The sequence below is a fragment of the Shinella lacus genome (genome assembly GCF_010994755.1).
Taxonomy (GTDB): Bacteria; Pseudomonadota; Alphaproteobacteria; order Rhizobiales; family Rhizobiaceae; genus Shinella; species Shinella lacus.
The window spans coordinates 537,999-553,883 of the sequence record NZ_WHSB02000002.1; the positions used below are offsets into that span (position 1 = coordinate 537,999).

The window sequence follows — 15,885 nt, forward strand, 5'->3', positions numbered from 1 at the left end:
TTTCGTAGTGGTTTTTTGCTGCGGCGCAACTCGCCGGCACTCACTTTCGATTGCAAGCGTTAATGCTGGCTGGGCCTATTCGGCGGCCTTCTTCTTGGCATCCTTGATCGCCTGGTTGCGCTCGCGGATGAGGACCGCCCGGCCCTCCTTGTTCTCCTGCCGGGCACGGGCGAAGGCGACGGCATCGTCCGGCACGTCCATGGTGATGACGCTGCCGGACGCGATATAGGCACCGTTGCCGATCGAAACCGGGGCGACGAGCGACGAATTGGAGCCGATGAACGCATGGGCGCCGATCTGCGTCAGGTGCTTGTTGATGCCGTCATAGTTACACGTGATGGTGCCGGCGCCGATATTCGTCTTTTCGCCGATGATGGCATCACCGATATAGGTAAGGTGGTTGACCTTGGCGCCCCGGCCGATCTCCGCCTTCTTCACCTCGCAGAAATTGCCGACCTTCGAGCCTTCTCCGAGATTGGCGCCCGGACGCAGCCGCGCATAGGGGCCGACTTCGGCATCCACCGCGATATGCGCCCCCTCGATATGCGAGAAGGAATGGATGAGCGCGCCGCTTTCGATCGTCACGCCCGGGCCGAAGAAAACGTTCGGCTCGATCGTCACGTCGCGCTCGATCTTCGTGTCAAAGGCGAGGAAGACGGTTTCGGGCGCGATCATCGACACGCCGTCCAGCATCATCTCCAGCCGGCGGCGCTGCTGCCAGAGGCGCTCGATGACGGCGAGTTCGGCGCGGGTGTTGCAGCCGGTCAGCTCCTCCTCGGGCGCCTTGACGGCGATGGCGTGGCCGCCGGAGGCGCGCACCACCTCGACGATGTCGGTGAGATAATATTCGCCCTTAGCATTATCATTGCCGATGCGGTGGATGAGGTCGAGCGCCTTGCTTCCGTCGATGGCCATCAGGCCGCCGTTGCAATAGGTGATGGCGCGTTCGGCCTCGCTCGCGTCCTTCTGCTCGCGGATCGCGACCAGCTCGCCGTCTTCCACGATCAGGCGGCCATAACCCGTGGGATCGGCCGTTTCGAAACCGATGACGACGACGTCGATGCCCTTGGCAAGGCCGTCGCGCGCGGCCTTCAGCGGCGTCTCGGTGATGAGCGGCGTATCGCCGAAGACGACGAGCACGTCGTCATACCCCTTCGCGATCGCATCGCGGGCGGCAAGCACAGCATGGGCGGTGCCGAGGCGTTCGGTCTGGATGTGCACGGAGTTTTTCACGGCAGCATTCTTCGCCGCCGCCTCGACCTTCTCGGCATCCCGGCCGAGCACCAGCGCGATATCGGAAATGCCGGCCTTCGCCAGCGCATCCACCACATGGGCGATCATCGGCCGGCCGGCGACGGGGTGCAGCACCTTCGACCGCGAGGACTTCATCCGCGTGCTTTCGCCGGCGGCCAGGATCACGGCCAGGCAGTTGCGCTTCGTCCGGTCTGCAGTCATGGGAATCCCTCGTTCACGCCAAATCGTCGCCGATCCTTAGCAAAAAGCCTTGGGGGCAGACAAAGGGATTTAATTGGCGCTGCGCAGGCGGCTTTCCGTGAGCAGTCCGCTTTCGTCGAGGATCGGATAAGCGACGGAGACGAGATGCGCGTTGACACGCTTCAGATCGCGCAGCATGTCGAGATGCAGCGAACTCGTCTGGAGGCTGTCGAGCCGCCCGTCGCGCAGGCGCTCCAGGTGCCGCTCGGAGGACTGTTTCTCCATGCGCCGCACGTCGACCTTCACCTCGACCAGTTGGCGCGCCAGCCCCTCGTCGCGCGTGACGAAGATCGTCTGGGCGATGCGCAGGTTCTCGATCGTCAGGTTGAACAGGTTGGAAAGCTCCTTGTAGCCGTCGTCGGAGAATTTCAGCCCGTTAACGATCTTCTTGCGCACCTGCTCCTGCAAACCCTTCTCGATGATGTCGCCGACATGTTCGAGGTTGATCGCATAGTCGATGATGACGATGGAGCGCGCCGCACTTTCGCCGGTGATGCCCTGCCGACCGAGCCGGGAGAGGTAGATCTTCACCTCCTGCTGCAAGGCATCGACCTGCCGCTCCAGTTCGACGATCTCGCCGAGCGGCGCGAGATTGTTGTCGTTGAAGGCGCGCATCGAGCGGATCAGCATGGATTCAATAAGATCGCCGACGCGCAGCACCTCGCGCGTCGCGCCTGACAGCGCGATGAGCGGCGTGGAGAGCGCCGAATCGTCGAGATATTTCGGCCCCGTCTCCGGCTGCTTTTCCTCCGGAACGAGCCTTTCCATCAGCCGCGACACCAGTCCGGACAGCGGCCAGAGCACGAGCGCTACGACCAGATTGAAGACAAGGTGCACGTCGACCGGCAGTTTGGAGGCCGGGATGGGCAGCAGCGCGAGCAGGTCGGCCACCTGCCCCGCGAAGGGCAGCACGGCGAGGCAACCGACGCCCCGCACGAGCAGATTGCCGAGCGTCACGCGCCGGGCGGAGGCCGCCGCTTTCAGCGTCGCGATGACCGGCGGCACGGCGCCGCCGAGATTGGCGCCGAGCACGAGGATGACCGTCAGCGCCGGCGACAGGATGCCCATCGCCGTCAGCGACAGGATGAGCACGACCACCGCAAGGCTCGACGAGGCGATGATGGCAAGCACGGTCGAGAAGGCGAGCGCGACCGGCCAGGCACCGTCGAGCAGCGTCAGGAAGGCGGCGAGTGCCGGCGACTGGCGCATCGGCTCCGTCGCAAGGCTCAGCAGATGCAGCGACAGCAGCATCAGCCCGATGCCGACCAGCGCGGAACCGAGGCCCTGGCGCGCCGTCGAGCCGCTCGACTTGTAGAGCACGACGCCGACCAGGATGACCAGCGGCGAGACCGATTCGATGCCCGTCGCCACCAGCCAGGCGGTGACGGCCGTGCCGACATTGGCACCGAGCAGCACGATCTGCGCCATGCGGGCCTGCACGAGCTTGCGCTCGACGAAGGAGGCGGTCATCAGCGCCGTCGCCGTGGAACTCTGGAGGGCGATCGTCGCGACGAAACCGGCGAAGAAGGAGCGGAACGGCCCGCGCGTGCCGAGCGCCAGCCCGGAGCGCAACCGCACGCCGAAAGCCCGCGTCATGCCGTCCTTCACCTGTGCCAGCCCGAACAGGAGCAGCGCGACAGCGCCGAAAAGGTTGATCATGACAACAGTGGATTCCACGTCGGTGCACCTCCATCAAACCGGTAAAACGCCGGACTCACCGGCTTAATCCCGCATCCGATCACGAAGTCTCGCATCCGGATAGGGCAAAACAGCGAAATTCCGCCAATAATTTCAGAAAACTTTCGTTTGCCGGCAAAGGAAATCGGCAGCCGCTGACACATTTGCGTCAGAGGCCGTTTTCCCATGCATTGCGAAGCGCCAGCATACTTCAATTCCCGCGAACTTTCCGATAAGAGACGGTTTCCGGCCGCATGGCCGCCGATATTGAGGAAATTTAGACGATGCTCGAAGCCCTGAGACGCTCCTCCCAGACCTGGGTGGCAAAAGCCCTGCTGATCCTGCTGGTCGGCTCCTTCGCTGTCTGGGGCGTTTCGAGCTCTCTCGTCACCGGCACGGCGAATTCCGTCGTGACCGTTGGCGACGTCAGCGTTTCGCCGACGGATTTCCGCCTCGCCTATGAGCGTCAGGTCGCCACCATGTCGCAGCGCTTCGGCATGCGGCTGAACGCCGAGCAGGCGCGCGCCTTCGGCATCGAGAACCAGGTCTTCGCCGAACTCGTCGCCGGTGCCGCCCTAGACCAACTTTCGCGCGACATGAACCTCGGCTTGTCGGAAGGCCGCCTCGCCCAGTTGATCGCCGACGATCCGGCCTTCCGCGGCGTCAACGGCCAGTTCGATCGCCTCGCCTTCTCCTCGGTGCTGCGCAATGCGGGCCTGCGCGAGAACGACTATATCAACAACCGCAGCCAGGTGGCGATCCGCACCCAGGTCGTCGAGGCCGTTTCGGACGGCTACAAGGCGCCGGACGTGCTGACGGAGGCGCTGCGCCAGTACCGCAACGAAGCGCGCACCATCGATTACCTCATCCTCAGCAACGCCAATATCGACCCGGTCAAGGCGCCGGGCGACGACGTGCTCGCCCCCTGGTTCGAACAGAACAAGGCGAGATACCGCGCGCCGGAATACCGCAAGGTCGTCTATGTCGCGCTGGAGCCGAAGGACATCATGGACGCGGCCGCGATCACCGACGAAGCGCTCCAGGCCGACTATGAGAAGACCAAGGAAAAGTACCGCACGCCGGCAACGCGCACGATCGAGCAGCTGACCTTCCCCGATCGCGCCGCGGCCGACGCCGCCGCCGCCAAGCTCGCCTCCGGCACGACCTTCGACGCGCTGGTCGCCGAACAGAGCAAGACGGCGACCGACGTGCTGCTGGGCGACTTCACGCAGGCGAACGTGCCGGACCAGAAGTTCGCCGAACCCGCCTTCGCCGTTGCCACGGACGGCGGCACGACGCCGGTCATCGACGGCACCTTCGGCCCGATCATCTTGCGCGTGACCAACATCCGCCCGGAAAACCTCAAGACCTTCGACGAGGTGAAGGAAGAGCTGCGCAGCGAACTGGCGCTGAGCGAAGCTGCCGACGGCATTCTCGCGGTGCATGACCGCATGGAGGACAGCCGCGCCGAGGGCCTTGGCCTTGCGGAAGCGGCCGCCAAGAACAACCTGAAGGCCGTGACGATCGACGGCATCGATGCCCAGGGCAACGACCAGAAGGGCGAAGAGGTCAACGGCCTGCCGGAGAAGGCCGCCCTTATCGGCGAAATCTTCAAGACGGATGTCGGCACGGAAACCCAGCCGACCAATGTCGGCCGCGAAGGCTATGCCTGGTTCGAAGTGCTCGACGTGATCCCGGATCGCGACCGCACGCTTGACGAGGTGCGTGACCGCGTGGTGGCCGACTGGACGGCCGAGCAGCAGCGCCAGACGCTCGCCAAGAAGGCAGAGGAACTCGCCGAGCGCGTGCGCAAGGGCGGCGACCTCGCCGCGATTGCCGGCGAACTCGGCATGGCGGTCGAAAACAAGGCGGGCCTGCACCGCAGCGCACAGGACCCGGTGCTGAGCCCGGCCGCCGTTGCCGCCGCCTTCGCCGGCCCGGTCGGCCATGTCGCCAACACGCCCGGTGTGGATGGCGAAGGCCAGATCCTCCTGAAGGTCGCGGATGTCGTCACCGATTCGGCGACCGACGCGCTCTCCAACGAGGACCAGCAGATCGCTGCCGTCGCGCGCGCCAGCGGCGACGACATCCTCGACCAGATGGTAAGCTCGCTGCAGACCGCCTATGGCGTCTCGATCAACCGCACGCTCGCCGAACAGAGCATTGCTCGATAGAGGAAGACGGGAACCGCATGTCCGACCTGAAATCCTATATCGCCAAGGTCGCCGCCGGCAACGCGCTCGACCGCGAGGACGCCCGCGGCGCCTTCGAGATCATCATGTCGGGCGCCGCCACGCCCTCGCAGATCGGCGGCTTCCTGATGGCGCTGCGCGTGCGCGGCGAAACCGTCGACGAGATCTACGGCGCCGTCGGTTCGATGCGCGCCCGCATGCTGCCGGTCGCGGTGCCGGCGGATGCCATCGACATCGTCGGCACGGGCGGCGACGGCACGGGCACCTACAACATCTCGACGCTTGCCGCGATCATCACCGCCGGCGCCGGCGTGCCCGTCGCAAAACACGGCAACCGGGCGCTGAGCTCCAAGGCGGGCACGGCGGATGCGCTTTCTTGCCTCGGCGTGAAGCTCGATATCGGCCCCGCCGAAATCGCCCGCTGCGTGCACGATGCCGGCCTCGGCTTCATGTTCGCGCAGCTGCACCATCCGGCGATGAAACATGTCGGGCCGTCGCGCGTCGAGCTCGGCACGCGCACGATCTTCAACCTGCTCGGTCCGCTTTCCAATCCCGGCGGCGTCAAGCGCCAGCTCCTCGGCGTCTTCGCGCCGCAATGGCTGGTGCCGCTTGCCGAAGTGCTGCGCGATCTCGGCTCCGAGAGCATCTGGGTCGTGCACGGCTCCGGCCTCGATGAAATCACCACGACGGGCACCACACAGGTCGCAGCCCTCGAAGACGGCAAAATCCGCACCTTCGAGCTGACGCCCGCCGATTTCGGCCTGCCCCAGGTGACGCTCGACGATATCCGCGGCGGCGATGGCGCGCACAACGCCGCAGCCCTCCTCTCGGTGCTCGGCGGCGCGCACATGCCCTATCGCGACGTGTCGCTCGCCAATGCCGCAGCCGCCCTTCTCATCGCCGGCAAGGCGGAAACGCTGAAGGACGGCATGGCGAAGGCAACCGAGGCGCTGGAAAGCGGGCGCGCCCGCACGGTGCTCGAACGCCTCGTTTCGGTTTCCAACGAAGGCCATGCGGAGTAGGATTGGCCATGACCGATATCCTGAAGACGATCGAAGCCTACAAGCTGCAAGAAATCGCCGCCGCCAAGGCGCGCGTGGCCCCCGCCGAACTTCGCGCCCAGATTCGCGACCAGGAGCCGCCGCGCGGCTTCTTCGCGAGCCTCAAGGCCAGAAAAGCTGCCGGCAGTTTCGGCCTGATCGCCGAAATCAAGAAGGCCAGCCCCTCCAAAGGCCTCATCCGCCCGGATTTCGATCCGCCGGCGCTCGCCAAGGCCTATGAGGCCGGGGGCGCCGCCTGCCTTTCGGTGCTGACGGACACGCCGAGCTTCCAGGGCGCGCCCGAATTCCTCACAGCCGCTCGCCAAGCCTGCGCGCTGCCGGCGCTGCGCAAGGATTTCATGTTCGACAGCTACCAGGTGCTGGAAGCCCGCGCCTGGGGCGCCGACTGCATCCTCATCATCATGGCGTCCCTCAGCGGCGACGATGCGAAGATGCTGGAGGATGCCGCCTTCTCGCTCGGCATGGACGTGCTGATCGAAGTGCACGACGAACCGGAAATGGAACGGGCGCTGAAGCTCAAGTCCAAGCTCGTCGGCATCAACAACCGCAATCTGCGGACCTTCGAGGTCGACCTCGCAGTGTCGGAAAAGCTCGCCGGCATGGTGCCCGACGACCGGCTGCTCGTCGGCGAAAGCGGCATCTTCACCCATGCGGATTGTGAACGCCTCGGCAAGGTCGGCATTTCCACCTTCCTCGTCGGCGAGAGCCTGATGCGCAAGGAGGACGTGGCCGCCGCCACCCGAGAATTGCTGACCGGTTCCGCCGGCATGCTGGCGGCCGAATGATGGCCGAAAAGGCCGGCAAGCTGACCCATATCGACGCCTCCGGCGAAGCCAACATGGTGGATGTCGGCGACAAGGCGGAAACGGTGCGCATCGCCGTTGCCGAAGGTTTCATCCGCATGGCGCCCGCGACCCTCGATCTCATCCTCAAGGGCGACGCCAAGAAGGGCGACGTGATCGGCACGGCGCGCCTTGCCGGCATCATGGCCGCCAAGCAGACGTCGAGCCTCATTCCGCTCTGCCACCCGCTAATGCTCACCAAGGTCGCCGTCGAAATCCGCGAGGACCCCGCGCTGCCCGGCCTGCGCGTCGAGGCCATGGCGAAGCTCACCGGCCGCACCGGCGTGGAGATGGAGGCGCTCACCGCCGTCAGCGTCGCCTGCCTCACCATCTACGACATGGCGAAAGCCGCCGACCGCGAGATGGAGGTCGGCGGCATCCGGCTCGTCGAAAAATCCGGCGGCCGCTCCGGCGACTACAAGCGGGCAAACGCCTGATGTCGCTCCTCCCCGTCGCCGACGCCCTCGACCGCCTGCTTTCCCGGGCCAAGCCGACACAGCGGACGGAGACGGTTTCGCTGCATGACGCGCAAGGCCGCGTGCTCGCCGAAGACATCGCCGCGCGCCTGACCCAGCCGCCCTTCGACAATTCCGCCATGGACGGCTACGCCGTTCGCCACGCGGATATCGCAACGCTCGGCGCCATCCTGAAGGTCGTCGGCCTCTCCTCCGCCGGCCATGCTTTCGAAGGCTCCGCCGGCCCCGGCGAGGCCGTGCGCATCTTCACCGGCGCGCCCTTGCCCGCGTTCGCCGATACCGTGCTTCTTCAGGAAGACGCGGAAAAGCTGGAAGACGGCCATATCCGCACGACCTTCCTAACGCCGAAGGGCCGCCATGTCCGCCCGCGCGGGCAGGATTTTTCCGAAGGCGAGACCGTGCTGAAGGCCGGCGCCGTGCTCGATGCCGGCCGCCTGACCGTCGCCGCCGCGATGAACCATCCGGCGCTGACAGTCTACGCCCGCCCGCGCATCGCGGTGCTTGCGACCGGCGACGAGCTCGTCCCGCCCGGAACGCCGCCCGGCGCCAGCCAGATCATCGCCTCCAACACCTACGGCGTTTCGGCGCTCGCGCGGGCGGCCGGCGCGGAGGTGATCGACCTCGGCATCGTCGGCGACGACAAGCAGGCGATCCTGGAAGCCGTGCGCAACGCGCTGACGCTCGATATCGACGTGCTCGTGACGCTCGGCGGCGCCTCCGTCGGTGATTTCGATCTCGTGCAGCCGGTGCTCGGCGAGGCCGGCATGGAACTCGATTTCTGGCGCATCGCCATGCGCCCCGGAAAACCGCTGATGGTCGGCCGGCTGGGGGATATCCAGGTTCTGGGCCTTCCCGGCAACCCGGTCTCCAGCCTCGTCTGCTCGCTGCTCTTCCTGGAGCCGCTGGTGCGCCGCCTCGCCCGCCTGCCCGCAAAAAACCGCCGGCACCCGGCCATCGCCGCCGTGCCGCTCAAGGAAAACGACCAGCGGCAGGATTATGTTCGCGCCCGCATAATCCGGGGACCGGCCGGCGACCTGCGCGTCACCCCCTTCGGCAAGCAGGATTCCTCGATGATGAAGGTCTTCGCCGAATCGGAAGGCCTGCTGATCCGCCCGCCATACGCCCCGGCCGTGCCCGAAGGCGATCCCTGCGAAGTCCTTCTCCTGCGCGAACCCTCCGCCTGAACAATATTATTATTTCCAAGGCCTTGCAGAACACATATGGAACAGATAGTGTCTGTTCTGGATTTGTTTCACGATTCTGGATTGTTTCAAGATTCTCGGTGGAGGGGCCATGCTCACGCGGAAACAACAGGAACTTCTCCTGTTCATTCATGAACGGATGAAGGAGTCCGGTATCCCTCCATCGTTTGACGAGATGAAGGATGCGCTCGATCTCGCGTCCAAGTCCGGCATCCACCGCCTCATCACGGCGCTGGAAGAGCGCGGCTTCATCCGCCGCCTACCCAACCGCGCGCGCGCGCTGGAAGTCATCAAGCTTCCCGAAGCCTATTCGCCGAGCCTCCAGCCGCGCCGCGGTTTTTCGCCTGCCGTCATCGAAGGCAGCCGCGGCAAGCAGCCCGTGCCGGCCGCCCCCGTGCAGCGCACGCTGCAGGCGGACATGTCGTCTTCGGTCTCCGTGCCGGTCATGGGACGCATCGCCGCCGGTGTGCCGATCTCCGCCATCCAGAACAACACCCATGAGATCATGGTGCCGGCCGAGATGGTCGGCAACGGCGATCATTATGCGCTGGAGGTCAAGGGCGACTCGATGATCGAGGCCGGCATCCTCGACGGCGACACGGTGATCATCCGCAACGCCACCACCGCCAATCCGGGCGAGATTATCGTGGCGCTCGTCGACGACGAGGAGGCGACGCTGAAGCGCTTCCGCCGCAAGGGCGCCTCCATCGCGCTCGAAGCCGCAAACCCGGCCTACGAGACCCGCATCTTCGGCCCGGACCGCGTGAAGATCCAGGGCAAGCTCGTCGGCCTCATTCGCCGCTATCATTGAGCGCCGTCTCGGCCTCGAAGGTGCCGCTGCGCCAATCATAGGTGCGGTGGCGGGACCAGGGCCGGTCGAGGGTTTCGACGGCGCGCGTGATCTCGGCTTCGGAAAGTGTTGAAGCGGTTTTTTCAGCGCCGGGTTGGATTTCCAGGGCGCCTGTGCGCCGCAGATGGCGAGCCGTCATCAGCCGGGCACCGGAGCGGCACGCTTCCAGCCGCAGGGCCTGGGACACGACGACGAGGTCGGCAGCATCGCAGGCGGTGCCGAGGAAGGCGAGGTCTTCCAGCGTGACGATCCGCCAGCCGCTCGGCGAGACCGCGGCGCAGAATGCCTTTGTTTCGCAGATGAAGCCCGTACCCTTTCCCGCCGCCTCCAGGGCGGATGCCATGGCGTCCTTCGCCTTCTGCCGGTCCGCCTTGCGGCGTGGCTTCCTCTGCTTTTCAGGCCCTTCAGCGGGTGCGGCGGCATCCTCTATCGTCACGCCTTCGCTCTTGCGCATCTCCGGCTTGACGAGCTCGCCGAGCCGCAGCGCGCGGCGCCATTGCGCATAGATGAAGTCCGGCGGCCTTGCGCGGTTCGTCGCAACGGTGTCACCGCGCCGGATCGCCACGAGACGGCCGTCTTCCGAGACCAGCACTTCCGGCGCGCGGCGTTCGTCCGGCCAGCAGGCGATGACGATCCCGAGCATGACGAGCAGCGTTCCGGAATGGCGCAGCCGGGTGCGCAAAATGCAGGCTAGACCGCCGCCGAGGCCGACCAGCAGGAAGGCGGACTGCGGAATCTGACCGGTGACGATTTCGCCTTTCCAGCTTGCGACCCAGGTCGAAAGCGCGATCATCCACTCGATGCCCTTGCCCATGATCGCGAAGGGAATGGCGTCGAGGCCGAACGGCATCAGCAGCACGGCGATGAGGCCGAAGGGCATGACGATCGTGCTGATCACCGGCATCGCCAAAAGATTGCCGGCAAGGCCATAGGCGGGAATGCGGTGAAAATGGCCGATGGAATAGATCAGCGTGGAAAAACCGCCGATCAGCGAGGAAAGCATGAGCCCGCCGAAAAAGCGGCCGAGCGAGCCGCCGAACAATTGCAGCGGCCCTCCCCGGCTTTCCCGCCGCATCGGCCGCTCGCGCCAGGCCGCATAGCCCGCGACGAGTCCGAGCGTCGCCGCATAGGACATCTGGAAGCCGGGATTGGTGACGGCCGACGGTGTCACCAGCAGGATGAGGATCGCCGAGAGCGCGACATTGCGCAGGCTGATGGCCGATCGTCCGAAGAGCACGGCCACAAGCATGACGCAGATCATGATCCACGACCGCACGGCCGAGAGCGCGCCGCCCGAGACGAGGATGTAGAGCGTCACCATGATGAGCGCGCCGACGGCGGCAATCTTCTTGGCCGGATAGCGCTCGGAAAAGCCCGGAATCAGCGCCATCAGCATGCGAGCACCGACGAGAAAGGTGCCGGCGGCGAGCACCATGTTGAGCCCTGAAATGGCCAATACATGCGCAAGCCCCGCCTGCCGTAGCGCCTCGACCGTCTCCGCGCCGATCGCCCGCTGTTCCGCCGTCACCAGTGCCGCGGCGATCGCCCCGGCATCGCCGCCGATGCGGCCCCGAATATGCTCGGTCAGGTTGTTGCGCCAGCGCGCGATCTCCTGCCTTACCCGACCTTCAAGCCCCGCCTCGCCGGTCGCAACACCTTTGGGCGCGCTGTAAAAATAGCCGACGGCGCCGGTGCCGGCGAAATAGGCATCGAAAGCAAAATCGTTGAGGCCCGCCAAGGCCGGGCCGGACGGCGGCCCGAGGCGCGCGCGCCCCGTTATGCCCGTGCCGATCGCGATCGGCTCGTGCCGGCTGCGGGCGAGCAGCGTGACGATGCCGGGCGGCCGCTTCAGCACCGGATCGCGCGTCGCCTCCAGCGCGATACGGTAGCGGATCGCGCCGCGCTCGTCGCTTTCGCGGGACAGCACGCGGCCGCTGATCTGCGTGGTGACCGGTGTATCGAGGACGACGGTGTCGAGGCGGGCGCTTTCCAGGGCCGCAAGCAGCATGCCCACGGGAACGAGAAAAGCGGCACCCGCGGCGAGTGCCACCCAGTCCTCCCGATACCGCAGCCGCCAGGCGGGCCAGAACGTAACGCAGGCGAGAAGCTGCAGGGCATAAATTGGCGGATCGGTAGCGGCGGCAAACCACAGCGCGGCGCCGATGCCGAGGAAGACCGGCACGAACAGGAAGAAGTGGCCGTGCGCCCGCTCCTCGGCGAAGGCGGCATCAATTCTCTGGCCGGCAAGGCTTTCCCGAACCCGGCCGACGGCGCGCGCATAGGCAACAAGTGCGGCGTTGCGACGAGGCACTGGCAAAGCCGGTATCGGCAGCGAATCGCCAGCCGGCGCGACGCCCCAGGCCTCTGCCTCGCGCGCCGCATGCTTCTCCGCGATGTCGATCCTGGCCATGCACTCGGCCCCGCAGGTTCCCCCGGCGATTATGCAACCCGTCGCAGAAATCTTCAATCAAAAGTAGGGCGAATTAATACTAAGCCAAACAGAAAGCATGCGCCCTCCGCAACACGAAAACCACCCTCAGAAGTTGCTTGCAACTTGCCGGAAAGGGTAGATATTGCGTTGCCGGAAAGCCCGTTATCGCAATGCACAATTTGCCTTTGGTATCGCTTGGCAGCGCATCGTAAATGGGCTAGCAAAACGAGCATGTTCATGGTTGCGGCACGAAACTGTGCCACCATTTGAAACAACGGAGGATCGTTATGACAGGAACAATCGCGGATGTATCGTTCGGTGGCAAGTCGGTCGAGCTGCCGACGCGATCCGGCACGATCGGTCCCGATGTGATCGACATCGGCACGCTGTACAAGAATACCGGCGCCTTCACCTACGATCCCGGCTTCACCTCCACCGCCTCGTGCGAATCGAAGATCACCTATATCGACGGCGACGAAGGCGTGCTTCTGCACCGCGGCTACCCGATCGAGCAGCTTGCCGAACACGGCGACTTCCTCGAAGTGTGCTACCTTCTGTTGTACGGCGAACTGCCGACCAAGACCCAGAAGGACGACTTCGACTACCGCGTCACGCACCACACCATGGTGCACGAGCAGATGAGCCGCTTCTTCACCGGCTTCCGCCGCGATGCACATCCGATGGCTGTCATGTGCGGCTGTGTCGGCGCGCTGTCGGCCTTCTACCACGACTCGACCGATATCACCGATCCGCACCAGCGCATGGTCGCTTCGCTGCGCATGATCGCCAAGATGCCGACGATCGCCGCCATGGCCTATAAGTACCATATCGGCCAGCCCTTCGTTTACCCGAAGAACGACCTCGACTACGCCTCGAATTTCCTGCGCATGTGTTTTGCCGTGCCCTGCGAGGACTATGTGGTGAACCCGGTTCTGGCGCGCGCCATGGACCGCATCTTCATCCTGCATGCCGACCATGAGCAGAACGCCTCGACCTCGACCGTTCGCCTCGCCGGCTCTTCGGGCGCCAATCCGTTCGCCTGCATCGCGGCCGGCATCGCCTGCCTCTGGGGCCCGGCGCATGGCGGCGCCAACGAAGCGGCGCTCAACATGCTGGCGGAAATCGGCTCGGTCGAGCGCATTCCGGAATATGTCGCCAAGGCCAAGGACAAGAACGATCCGTTCCGCCTGATGGGCTTCGGCCACCGCGTCTACAAGAACTACGACCCGCGCGCGCGCATCATGCAGAAGACGACGCACGAGGTTCTCGGCGAGCTCGGCATCAAGGACGATCCGATGCTGGAAGTCGCGATGGAACTTGAACGCATCGCGCTGACGGACGAGTATTTCATCGAGAAGAAGCTCTACCCGAACATCGACTTCTACTCCGGCATCACGCTGAAGGCGCTGGGCTTCCCCACCACCATGTTCACCGTGCTCTTCGCGCTCGCCCGCACGGTCGGCTGGATCGCCCAGTGGAACGAAATGATCGAAGACCCGGAACAGCGCATCGGCCGCCCGCGCCAGCTCTATATCGGCGAACCGAAGCGCGATTACCTGCCGGTTTCCAAGCGCTGATTTTTTGGCAGAACCACATGAAAAAGCCCGGTCAGTTTCGACCGGGCTTTTTTGTTGCGAGGAGATCGAGGATGACGGCCGCGCCGGTCTCGCCGGGCGGGCGCTCGGTCTGCATGCGTTCGTAGACGAGGTCATATCCCTCCAGCATGGCGCGGCGCTCGATCGTGTCGGCGGAAAGCCGCTCGAACCAGCGCGTGAGCGCCCCGGGGCGCACCATGTCGTTCAGATATTCCGGCACGACAGCATAGTCGGCGATGATGTTGGGGATCGCCGCGGTCCACACCCGGATCCGGCCGAGATAGAGGTTCGCCAGCCAGTCGAGCCGATAGGTGGAGATGACAGGGACGCGGGCGAGCGCCAGTTCCAGGATGACCGTGCCGGACGCCGCGATCGCGGCATCGGCCTCGGCAAAGGCCTGCCATTTTTCGGCGGTGGAGAGAGTGATCTGCGGCTTCACCGGCCAGTCGGCCGTCAGGTTGCGCACAAGCGCCTCCTGCCGCGGCAGGGTCGGCAGCAGGAAACGCGTGCCGGGCGTGCGGGCGGTCAGCTCCCGGGCAGCCTCGCCGAAGGCCGGCAGCAGGCGGCTGATCTCGGTGCTGCGCGAGCCGGGAAGCAGCAGGCAGATGGGTTCGCTGCGCGCCGGCCGGGCGAGCCTTGCGGCGCGCACGCGCTGGATGTCGGGATCGCCGATCAGCCGATGGCCGACATAGGTGGTCGCGGGGCCGCCGAGTCGCGCCATCACGGCGGGCTCGAAGGGCAGCAACGCGAGCACATGGTCGACATAGGCGCGCATGCGCGGCGCGCGCTCTTCCTTCCAGGCCCACACACTCGGGCAGACATAGTTGACGACCGGCAGGTCCGGCAGCGCCTTGCGCACGCGGCGCGCGACACGGTGGGTAAAATCCGGGCTGTCGATGATGACGAGCACGTCCGGGCGCGCAGCGATGATGGCTTCCGCAGTCTGGCGGATGCGGCGCAGCAGAGACGGCAGGCGCTTCAGCACCTGCGAAATGCCCATGATGGAGAGTTCGGAGAAATCGAACAGCGATTGGAGCCCCTGCCCCTGCAACGCCTCGCCGCCAACGCCGATGAGGTCGATTTCGCCGGCATGGGCCTTGCGCAGGGCCGCGATGAGGTCGCCGCCAAGCAGGTCGCCCGACACTTCGCCGGCGATGATGCCGATTTTCAAGGGTCTTTCCGTCATCGCCGCAGCTCCGTTCGTTCCGGCACGATGCCCGTGACGAAGAGGCCATGCGCATCCGCCTCAGCTACAAGCGCCGCGCGCTCCAGCACCAGCGAGCGCCCGGCCTCTACCGCAATGCCGGCAAGCCCGGCGGCATGGGCGCGGCGCAAGGTTTCCACGCCGATCGACGGCAGGTCGGCGCGCAGGTCCTGTTCCGGCTTGCAGAGCTTTACCAGCACGCCTTTGCGGCGTGTAGAAATGCGGCCGGCCGCGCGCAGGCCCGCCACGCGCTCCAGCATCGCATCCGTGCCCTCCGCGCCCTCCAGCGCCACCACGCGGCCACCGAGCGCAACGGCGCCCTGCCCCACGTCGAGCCGGCCGAGCGCGAGTGCGGCGGCAGCGGCGGCGGCAATGTCGGCTCTGGCGGCCTCGTCCGGCGCGACGGCGCCGAGCGGGCCTTCGCTGCCGAGAAGGTCGGGCACTATGTCCTGCGCGCCGACGACACGCACGCCTTCGGCCTCGATCAGGCGGATGACCATCTTCAGCACGGTATCGTCGCCGCCCTTCAGCAGCGTGCGCACCACGGACGGCAGGGCCGTCAGCGCCTTCAGCGGCGCGCGGATATCGCGCCATTCGGGACGGCGGCGCACGGAACCGGACAGCACAGCGCGGCCTATGCCCTCAGCGCGGAAGGCCGCGCCGATGCCGGCATAGTTGCCGATCGAGATTACCTGATGGTCGAAGTCGGACCAGTCCTGCACGGACTCGTCGGTGAGGGCCAGAATGTAGGGATTTTCGCCGCGCGCTCGCGCTGCATCGGCAACGTAGCGCGGCAGCAGGCCGCCGCCGGCGATGATGGCCAGCCGGTCGCGCGCGAGGGGCCGGCCGTCCGCCATGCCG

12 protein-coding genes are annotated in these 15,885 nt (G+C 65.8%); 7 read left to right on the plus strand and 5 right to left on the minus strand.

Annotated features, from left to right (window positions below):
* Window positions 1–75 precede the first annotated feature (75 nt).
* On the minus strand, window positions 76–1,455 hold the full coding sequence (gene glmU, locus GB927_RS07095) for a bifunctional UDP-N-acetylglucosamine diphosphorylase/glucosamine-1-phosphate N-acetyltransferase GlmU (RefSeq protein WP_256115968.1): 1,380 nt from the start codon (window positions 1,453–1,455) through the stop codon (window positions 76–78).
* 69 nt (window positions 1,456–1,524) lie between these two features.
* Complete coding sequence (locus GB927_RS07100; RefSeq protein ID WP_256115969.1) at window positions 1,525–3,171, minus strand: Na/Pi cotransporter family protein; 1,647 nt, start codon at window positions 3,169–3,171, stop codon at window positions 1,525–1,527.
* A gap of 284 nt (window positions 3,172–3,455) precedes the next feature.
* Between GB927_RS07100 and GB927_RS07105 the strand changes: the two genes are divergently transcribed.
* The 6 genes from GB927_RS07105 to lexA all read left to right on the plus strand — a co-directional run bounded on the left by GB927_RS07105 (window position 3,456) and on the right by lexA (window position 9,755).
* Window positions 3,456–5,345 carry a peptidylprolyl isomerase gene (locus tag GB927_RS07105; protein WP_256115971.1) on the plus strand — a complete coding sequence of 630 codons (1,890 nt, stop codon included), beginning with the start codon at window positions 3,456–3,458 and terminating at the stop codon, window positions 5,343–5,345.
* Between the two features lie 17 nt (window positions 5,346–5,362).
* Window positions 5,363–6,385, plus strand: coding sequence for an anthranilate phosphoribosyltransferase (trpD, locus tag GB927_RS07110; RefSeq protein WP_256115972.1), 1,023 nt, complete (start codon window positions 5,363–5,365; stop codon window positions 6,383–6,385).
* 8 nt (window positions 6,386–6,393) lie between these two features.
* A complete protein-coding gene (gene trpC, locus GB927_RS07115; protein ID WP_256115973.1) occupies window positions 6,394–7,209 on the plus strand; it encodes an indole-3-glycerol phosphate synthase TrpC in 816 nt (271 codons plus the stop codon).
* Window positions 7,206–7,703: a cyclic pyranopterin monophosphate synthase MoaC gene (gene moaC / locus GB927_RS07120; RefSeq protein WP_256115974.1), complete on the plus strand. Its 498-nt coding sequence runs from the start codon at window positions 7,206–7,208 to the stop codon at window positions 7,701–7,703. Before trpC ends, moaC begins: the two co-directional genes overlap by 4 nt.
* Window positions 7,703–8,926: a molybdopterin molybdotransferase MoeA gene (locus tag GB927_RS07125; protein WP_256115975.1), complete on the plus strand. Its 1,224-nt coding sequence runs from the start codon at window positions 7,703–7,705 to the stop codon at window positions 8,924–8,926. The genes moaC and GB927_RS07125 overlap by 1 nt, the downstream gene beginning before the upstream one ends.
* 109 nt (window positions 8,927–9,035) lie before the next feature.
* Window positions 9,036–9,755 (plus strand): transcriptional repressor LexA, encoded by a 720-nt coding sequence (gene lexA, locus GB927_RS07130; RefSeq protein WP_256115976.1) that lies wholly within the window; start codon window positions 9,036–9,038, stop codon window positions 9,753–9,755.
* Here lexA and GB927_RS07135 read toward each other — a convergent pair.
* Window positions 9,736–12,204: a ComEC/Rec2 family competence protein gene (locus GB927_RS07135; protein WP_256115977.1), complete on the minus strand. Its 2,469-nt coding sequence runs from the start codon at window positions 12,202–12,204 to the stop codon at window positions 9,736–9,738. The two genes, lexA and GB927_RS07135, sit on opposite strands and share 20 nt — an antisense overlap.
* A gap of 308 nt (window positions 12,205–12,512) precedes the next feature.
* On the opposite strand from GB927_RS07135, the gene gltA reads away from it, so the two are divergent.
* The gene (gltA, locus tag GB927_RS07140; RefSeq protein ID WP_256115978.1) at window positions 12,513–13,802 is read left to right on the plus strand and encodes a citrate synthase; all 1,290 of its coding nucleotides are present in this window, start codon (window positions 12,513–12,515) and stop codon (window positions 13,800–13,802) included.
* Window positions 13,803–13,833: 31 nt separating this feature from the next.
* On the opposite strand, the gene lpxB is transcribed toward gltA, so the two are convergent.
* Together lpxB and GB927_RS07150 are read right to left on the minus strand one after the other, a co-directional pair.
* A complete protein-coding gene (gene lpxB, locus GB927_RS07145) occupies window positions 13,834–15,006 on the minus strand; it encodes a lipid-A-disaccharide synthase (protein WP_256115980.1) in 1,173 nt (390 codons plus the stop codon).
* Window positions 15,003–15,881, minus strand: coding sequence for an LpxI family protein (locus GB927_RS07150; protein ID WP_256115981.1), 879 nt, complete (start codon window positions 15,879–15,881; stop codon window positions 15,003–15,005). The genes lpxB and GB927_RS07150 overlap by 4 nt, the downstream gene beginning before the upstream one ends.
* Window positions 15,882–15,885: the final 4 nt, after the last annotated feature.